We start from the raw sequence: 8,186 nt of genomic DNA on the forward strand, positions 1-8,186 counted from the left end.
GGGGGAGGGTGTTTTTTTAGTTCTTCAATGGCATGGCGAGGAAATTCGGCAAGAGCAGATCCGGATTTCCTTGAGATAGTTTTTGATGGCGCGTGGGTTGGGAGGGAGTATTCTGGACAGGAATGTGGCGTATTTTTCTTCCCATTCCGGCGGCATGATCCCCTGGATGAAAGTGGACAATTGTTCCTGGCTCGGAGTGGGCAGATGCAGGCGCACTTGAAAGAGTTTTTCCACATATTGCGCTGCTTCCTGGCGGGAATATCCCCCGGCTTTTTCCACCGCCGCTTCTACATGCACCCGGTCCAGACCAAACACAAAGACACAAAAGCGGCTGGCAAGATAAAGCTTGATCGATTCCAACAGGTCAAACGCAGTCTTGTGATGGCAACGGTCCAGATCGTCAATGAAAATCACCAGACGTGCCCGGGTATCCTCCCTGCCGGCATTGACCAGTTGCAACACCGCCTTTTCAAATTGCAGATGAAACCGCTGGGCATTCAATAAACCGGAAAAATGCTCCTTTTCCTGGCGCTGCCGGGCATCGCTCACATGTTTTGCAAAATCCTTGAATGTGTTCGACAGGCCAAACTTTGCTGATATGTCCTGAATCATGCCGTTCAGGGCATGGATGCCGGCTTCGATGACCACATCGGTCTTTTGGGTCAGATTGTTCGTGATTTTGCTGACGGGGGTCAATTGTTCGCGAATTTCATGCAACAGGGGAATGAGAGGATGGGGTTCATGTTGGTATTGCCAGGGGTTGAACCAGACCGTTTTGATTTTTTTAAGTTGATCATGCGGGACTTCCAGGTTGGCCGAAATGGGGCCGGGCCACGTTTCTCGTATGGAAAATACCGTCCCCTGCGCGACGAGTTCCTTGCCTCCCAACGCCCGCATGAGGGTGCGCAGCATGGAAGTCTTGCCGGCTCCCCAGCGTCCGCCAATGGTCATGGCGAAAGGGGGGGTTGCTTTTCGGATAATGTCGATGGCTTGGCGGGCAAAACCATCATAGCCCAGAAGATGAACCGCAGTGGTCCACTGATCGTTCTGGAAAGCATCCGGTGGGGCATTGTTGGCCATGACTCATTTCCAGGTGCAATTTCCCGAGTTTCTGCCTGGTTTCAACTTCATGTGTCGCTGACCGTTTCGTCACCAAAGACATCTTGCAACGAACGCGCATCAATCGCCCGATCCATCCATATATCCAGGGTGTCCAGATCAGCAGCACGAACTCCCGATTCAACCCAGGATGGCAGGCCAGAAAAATGACGCCGCAGGATGCGCAGCAAGATGTCAGCCCGTTCCTCTTTGCGACCTTTTTTATGACCTTCCTGTTCCCACTCTTTGGTCCATCTTACAGCGGTTTCTGCCAGCATGACATGAACCTCCTTCAGATCGTTGATCTCCGGAATGGATTCCGGCAGAACAGGATTTTTTTTGGACAGTCTTGGCAACAGAATCTGCACCAACCAGTTGGCAAATGTTCGGCGCAACTCGTTCAGGTGTGGACCTTTCAGCCACAGGTCCAGCTCCTGGACCACCTGTCGAACGTTATCCAGGGTGCGGCTTTTTTCCAATCTGAACAGCGCCGCGACCACATTTTGCATGGATCGCAGATCACTTTCCTGGAAGCGATGTTCATCGATCAACAGATAGTGCATGTGTGGACGGCAGGCTTCCAGGCCAGGTGGATATTTCTCGATCAGGTCGGCAACATTCAGTGCCGCCGTCCAGCGACTTGGCCCATTGTACAACACGATGGGAGCCACCGGAGGAAATTTTTGACGGATTTTCCACACAAGATCATTGATTCGTTTGCGAAAGTCATCGCTCACATAGACCGGATTGACCTTTTCCAGGGTGGAAAAATCCAGTCCGGAAACCCAATCCGCATGGATGAAACCTTCGACAAGGTCCTGGACCATCCGGGAATGTGAGAAAAACTTGTTATAACCGAGATCATGGTCATGCATAGAGATCAATCCACAAACTCGACATTCAACATATGCACCGAGCAGGAGATGCACGGGTCATAGGCCCGCAACAACATTTCCATGTGCAACGTCAATTTTTCCCTGGACATGTGCGGCAGCATCTGCGGGACAAAAGCCTTCATGTCCTGTTCGATATTGTTGATGTTTTGACTCGTGGGAATGATGGCATTGGCGTTGCTGCAACGCCCCTCGGCATCGAAGACGTATTCATGGAAGAGAATGCCACGGGGCACTTCGACCGCCCCGACGCCCCATCCAGGTCCGGGTGTGTGGCGGATATCCTCTTCTTGCAAGCCGCCATTGAGGACGGTTTCCATCATGGCCAGGCTGTTGTGGGCGCAATGGACAATTTCGACCACCTGGGCCACGGTGTTCATGTAGGGATTGTAGCAGGGAACCTGGAGTCCCAAGGCGGCGGCGACCTCCTGGGCCTCCGGGCGCAGTTGGGCAAAATTGTTGTTCACCCGCGCCAGGGCACCGACGGCATAGGATTCACGATGCCAGCGTGACCATTGGCTGGTGGAATGGGCCACGGTAAATTCATTGGTGACTGACCGGTAGTCGCGAATCGGTACCCCTGCCCTGGTGTCGGAACTGAAAACCTCACCATCATACAGGGCATATTCATCGGGATGTTTCAGGGAGACAAATTCGGTCTCCCGTTCGTAGGGGGGAATTTGCAGGGTTTTGACCACGTCGATGGTTGCCTGCAAATCCGGCACGGCGGCGAGCAGACGGTTCCGTACCTGCTCGATCCGGTCCAGATCCGGCAGTTTGCGCCAGCCTTTCAAGGTATTGCTCATGGGATGGAGGGTGCGTCCTCCCAGAACGGCGGTATAATCATTGGCCAGCTTTTTCAGGCGCAGGGCACGTTTCACCACTTCGGGATGGGTTTTGATCAGGGGCAAGACGCTGGGCGCACCCACAAAATCCGGCACGGCCAAAAAATAGACATGCAGGACATGGCTTTGCAAAAACTGCGACTCGTTGAGCATTTTGCGCAACAGGAGGGTTTGCGGGGAGATGGTGATGCCCTGTGCATCCTCCACGGCCCGGGTGGCCGCCAACTGGTGACCGACGCAACAAATGCCGCAAATGCGCCCCACCACCCAGGGTATGTCCTGTGGCAGCATGCCCCGGGTGAAACTTTCGAAAAAGCGGTTGGCCTCGACGATGCAGAGTTTGACCTCTTCCACCACCCCATCCCGGGTATTGATGCGGATGCTGCCGTGTCCCTCGACGCGGGTCACATGGTGGACATCGATGGTATAGCTTTTGGTCGTGGGGGTCATATCCGTCTCCCTTTCCCTGGGGGTTCCGCGCTGCAAAACAAACGGTACCGATTCTGGATGGAGGCCTCGGTGGCCCCTTTTTCGCGGAGCAGGGCCTGATGCGCGGCCAGGTTGGCCTGCGGCAACAGGCCACGGCAGCCATCGCACCGGTAACCCTGGGTCACGCAAACGGCCTGGCAGCCACCATGGGTGATCTGGCCCATGCAGGTTTCGCCATGATCGAAGACACATTCATTTTCATTGATTTTGCATTCGACACAGACGGCCTGGACCGGAAAATGTGGGGTGGTGCCACTGACCAGGGCCTTGACGAGATGGACGAACTCATCGGCCACGATGGGACAGCCGCGCAGTTCAAAATCCACCGGGACAATCTCCTTGACGGAGCGCACCCGGGTATGTGCCCAGAGGGGCCAGTAATCGGGATCGGTTTGTACCAGGTTGCGGGCGGCTTCGCCGTAGACGCGCTTGTAATTTTCCGCTGGGGCGACAAAATTGGCGCGGGCCTGGACATTGCCCATGCAGGCACAGGCCCCCATGGCCACCAGAACGGTGCTGCGGGCACGGATGCCCCGCAACCGCTGGGCGTCTTCTTCCCGGTTGATGCTGCCTTCGATGAAGGCCACGTCGCAACGGGGCGCGGTTTCCGACATGGCCTCGCGAAACTCGACAATATCCACCAGGGCGAGCAGATCCAGGAAGACATCCTCGCAGTTCAGTACGGTCAGTTGGCAACCTTCACAACTGGCAAAATCAAAGAACGCCACTTTCGGTTTCATCGCCATGCCTCGGGAAGATTTTCAATGTGGACGCAAGGGAACGCCACGTCTGGTTTCATCGGAATGCCTCGGGAAGATTTTCAATGAGGTCGAACCGGAAAACCGGTCCTTCCTGACAGCAGGTGACGTGGTTGATCTGGCAGTGGCCACATTTGCCGACGCCACATTTCATGCGGCGTTCCAGATCGACAAAAATCTGGTTGTGAGGCACGCCACGGGCATTGAGTTCCATGATGACGAACTTGTACATCACGGGTGGTCCGCAGAGGGCCACCACGGTGTTGTCGGGTTGCATTTTCAGGTCGGCGAGGGGTTCGGTGACCAGTCCCACCTCGCCATCCCAGGTCAGATGGGCGGTGTCATCCACCAGCCGGATGATCCGGATTTTTCCCTGGCCGTTGTCCAGACGGGACCAGGTCTGGACCTCTTCCCGGTAGAGTTCGTCTGCCGGGGTACGGCAACCGCTGATGAGGGTGATGGAGCCATAGAGTTCCGGTTGTGCCAGGATCGGTTGGATCAGGGAGCGCAGGGGAGCCAGGCCCAATCCGCCTGCCACGAACAGGACATCCCTGCCCCGAAAATCGGCCAGATTGAATCCGGAACCGAAAGGTCCCCGCACGCCCACTTTCCGGCCCGGTTGCAGACCGTGCAAAACCTGGGTGAGGGTGCCGACATTCCGGATGACCATTTCCAGAATGGTGTCGGTGCGTGGACCGCAGGAGATGGAGATCGGTGCCTCGCCGATGCCCAGTTGGGAGAGCATGACGAATTGTCCCGGGCGATGTCCCAGGGGTTGAGGCAGTTCGACCTTGAAATATTTTTCCCGGGCGGTCATGGTCTTGATTTCGAGAATCCGGGCCATGCGCGGCAGGTAGAGTTTTTTGTCGAAGGTGGCGTTGGTATCGATACCGGGTGTGATCATGGGCGCACCTCCGCATTTTTGGCCAGATCGTTGACGATATTGAAGATGTCAATATTGGCGGTACACTGGCGGCCACACCGTCCGCAGCCGGTGCAAAAGCTGGTTTCGGCAAAATGCCGGGTCAGATATTCAAATTTGCGTTTGACGCGATGGCGTTGGCGGGCTGCCGGTTGCGGGCGGAAATTGTGTCCGCCGGCCACTTCGGCAAACCCGGGCAGCATGCAGCCATCCCAGGTTCGGGTTCGCTGGCCCGCATGGACGTTTGTGATTTCGAAATCGTCATGCACATCGAAACAATAGCAGGTCGGGCAGACCAGATTGCAGGTGCCGCAGGAAAAACAGCGTTCGACATGCTGTTCCCAGACGGGTGATTGCCATTGTTTGGCGATGATACCGGGAAGATTGGTCAGGGCGGTGACAAATTGGCGTCCGAAGGGTTTGGTGCGCATTTTTTCGGCCCTGGCCTTGTATGCAGCGACATCCGGGCAGACTGGAAAATTTTCACCCTGCACCAGGGCTTTGCCCCGGTCCGACTGGATTTCCAGCAAAAGATCATCCGCAACCGGGGTCAGAAAAACATCGGCGTTTTGTCGCCAATGGAGGGAGCCGGCGGCATCACAGAAGCAGGCATCGTCACAGGGTTGCAGGCAGTCGTGGGCGATGAGCGTGGTATGGGCACGGCGCAGCAGATAGTGGGGATCGCCGTGACCTTCATGATTGGCCCGATCCATCAGGTGAATACCTTTGAGATCGCACGGGCGAACCCCGGCCAGAATGCGTGGGGATTCATCCATGGCCGGTTCCATTTCCGGATCGTCAGGGCGTTCCTGGCGATAATGGAACAAGACTTCGTTGGCCGGGGCCAATTTTTTTCCTGGGGGAACCAGCGTTGGATGGTACCGTTCGAACTGAACCTCCGATCCTTCCTGCACCGGTTTGAAACGCAGGGCGGAGTGTCCGGCACGTTGTGGAAAATAAACGGTATTTTTTTGTGCCAAACGTCGTATCCAGGCGGATACGGCCTCTTTCCGGACCAGAAACGCATTCATGATTGCTGCCTCCTGTTCATGCCACAGCGCAGCACGATGGAAGTTGTCGAGAAGTTTGTTCTACGGTATCGGGGGATTCCTCGCAAGGATCATGCTGAGTTTGACAGATTGGGATGGAATATGGGGGATCCATCCAGGCTGTTGGGACAGGATAGGCCAAAAATACCCCTTTCAGGATCAACCTGCATGATGCGACTGGTTTATCAAACAAGTCCATGTATCCGGCGAAAGATGTCAAAGTACTCAATCCCCCGCCGGTATTATGGGCTTCTTTTTGTGCCAGAGTCCAAGGCATGGATGGGAGCATGGTGCGTGGATTGTGGTGAAGGGTGGTACCATTGCCGCAGTTGCGTAATAATGGTTTGGGGATGATTTGGGGCGAAGAGGGTTTTTGACGATATGGACGATTCAACGAGACTGGGAGAGACAGATTATGGAGCGGAGCAGGGGAAAAGGGATTCTGTTGGGCATGGTCATGGTTGTGGCTTGGGGTTGGATGAACCCCGGATTTTGTGAAAAGGGGAGGGATTTGGAATTCGTGCGTGTTCCGGGAGGGTGTTTCCAGATGGGCAGCAGCGACAGTGATGCCTACGATGATGAGCAACCCTTGCACGAAGTGTGTCTGGACACGTTTGAGATCGGCAAATATGAAGTCACTCAGGCTCAATGGCGGGCGGTCATGGGCAGCAATCCGGCGGAATATTCTGCCTGTGGAGACGAGTGTCCCGTCGAGCAGGTTTCCTGGGATGATGTCCAGGCATTCATTAAAAAATTGAATGTGCAGGGGACGGATCAATATCGGTTGCCGACCGAGGCGGAATGGGAATATGCCTGTCGCTCCGGGGGCAAGGCAGAAAAATACAGTGGTGGCCAGGGTGCCGACCAGGTGGCCTGGTATGGGGACAACAGCAGCCGAACGACCCACCGGGTGGGCACAAAGGCTGCCAATGGACTGGGCATTCACGACATGAGCGGCAATGTCTATGAGTGGGTCCTGGATACCATGACGGTTTACAAAAAGGCCTCGCAAAAGAATCCGGTATTTGACAGTGGTGATGTGCGTTTGATGCGGGGAGGTTCCTGGCTTCTGGGTGCCCGGACCGTGCGTTGCACGAGTCGGGTGGATGATGCCACCGGCTTTCGGAATGGACTGGTTGGAACCCGTCTGATCCGGATTCGGCAACCTCCATCACCGAAGAATTGATTGGATTTCTGAAAAATCTATAACCAATGGCTCATGGAAATTCGTGTGGTGAGTGAATATCCTGCATACTGCCTGCTTAGGTATGGAGCATGTTTATGGGAAGGGCTGCGTGACAGGTGAAGTGGCGTATTAAAGTGGCGTATTCTGGGTGATTGGGAGGATTTGAGATGGCTGAAGACATTCAAAATACCATTACCTCTGAGCAGAAAGAAGCTGCGCAGGTTTTGGACGATCTGACCTCTCTTAATCAGCAGGATACGACCGATACTGGCCAGAACAGTGCGATAGAGCAGGCAGGTGCTATTCACGCCACGGATAATTCTGATCTGGCGAACCAGCAGCCTGACCACATCAACTTCAATCCCCCGGCTCCCAATGAGCAGGAAAATGCTCCTGTTCTTGAGGCTGTCAATGTTGTAACGGATTCTCCTGAGCCGATTCCGACGGTGCCTCCGATTGACAACCCGCAAGGTGGGCAGCAGGAACCTGTTCCGCCCCCGCCGACGGGTATTCCGGAATATGAACCGATTCAATTTACGCCTCCCGGGCAGACGCCTGTTGCTGGTCAACCTGTTGCGCCTGAGCGTTTGGAACCCACCCCATTGCCGCAGGAAATTCCTGGAGCCGGAGCGCCAGCGGTGGAGACTGGGGCTGATACGCCGATCAGAACCGAGCCGCATGTAACCGAGCCGCCTGCTACCGATCCACCTGTGACGGAGACACCGCAAGTCACACCGGAGCCAACGCTGGAACCGACGCCTGAGCCAACTCCTGAGCCAACTCCTGAGCCAACTCCGGAACCAACTCCTGAGCCAACGCCTGAGCCAACGCCTGAGCCAACTCCTGAGCCAACTCCTGAGCCAACTCCTGAGCCAACGCCAGAGCCAACTCCGGAACCGACACCCGAGCCGACCCCTGAGCCAACGCCAGAGCCAACGCCAGAGCC

8 protein-coding genes are annotated in these 8,186 nt (G+C 55.6%); 1 reads left to right on the top strand and 7 read right to left on the bottom strand.

Features of this window, described 5'->3' with window-relative positions; translation table 11 throughout:
* Window positions 1-24: 24 nt before the first annotated feature.
* From HQL65_19465 to HQL65_19490, 6 genes are read right to left on the bottom strand one after another with little or no spacing between them, the layout of a single operon-like run.
* The gene (locus tag HQL65_19465; protein ID MBF0138416.1) at window positions 25-1,080 is read right to left on the bottom strand and encodes a hypothetical protein; all 1,056 of its coding nucleotides are present in this window, start codon (window positions 1,078-1,080) and stop codon (window positions 25-27) included.
* A gap of 47 nt (window positions 1,081-1,127) precedes the next feature.
* Complete coding sequence (locus tag HQL65_19470) at window positions 1,128-1,973, bottom strand: Rpn family recombination-promoting nuclease/putative transposase (GenBank protein MBF0138417.1); 846 nt, start codon at window positions 1,971-1,973, stop codon at window positions 1,128-1,130.
* A 5-nt stretch (window positions 1,974-1,978) separates the two neighbouring features.
* Entirely contained in the window at window positions 1,979-3,286 is a 1,308-nt protein-coding gene (locus tag HQL65_19475; GenBank protein MBF0138418.1) for a Ni/Fe hydrogenase subunit alpha, read from the bottom strand.
* Complete coding sequence (locus tag HQL65_19480) at window positions 3,283-4,071, bottom strand: hypothetical protein (protein MBF0138419.1); 789 nt, start codon at window positions 4,069-4,071, stop codon at window positions 3,283-3,285. The genes HQL65_19475 and HQL65_19480 overlap by 4 nt, the downstream gene beginning before the upstream one ends.
* Before the next feature lie 49 nt (window positions 4,072-4,120).
* Complete coding sequence (locus tag HQL65_19485; GenBank protein MBF0138420.1) at window positions 4,121-4,987, bottom strand: FAD/NAD(P)-binding protein; 867 nt, start codon at window positions 4,985-4,987, stop codon at window positions 4,121-4,123.
* Complete coding sequence (locus HQL65_19490) at window positions 4,984-6,036, bottom strand: 4Fe-4S dicluster domain-containing protein (protein MBF0138421.1); 1,053 nt, start codon at window positions 6,034-6,036, stop codon at window positions 4,984-4,986. The genes HQL65_19485 and HQL65_19490 overlap by 4 nt, the downstream gene beginning before the upstream one ends.
* A 433-nt stretch (window positions 6,037-6,469) precedes the next feature.
* Between HQL65_19490 and HQL65_19495 the strand changes: the two genes are divergently transcribed.
* Window positions 6,470-7,240, top strand: coding sequence for a formylglycine-generating enzyme family protein (locus tag HQL65_19495; GenBank protein ID MBF0138422.1), 771 nt, complete (start codon window positions 6,470-6,472; stop codon window positions 7,238-7,240).
* A 729-nt stretch (window positions 7,241-7,969) separates the two neighbouring features.
* Here HQL65_19495 and HQL65_19500 read toward each other — a convergent pair.
* The coding region (locus HQL65_19500; protein MBF0138423.1) for a hypothetical protein at window positions 7,970-8,186 on the bottom strand (217 nt) is incomplete at its 5' end.

The sequence above is a fragment of the Magnetococcales bacterium genome, from assembly GCA_015228935.1.
GTDB lineage: Bacteria > Pseudomonadota > Magnetococcia > Magnetococcales > DC0425bin3 > HA3dbin3.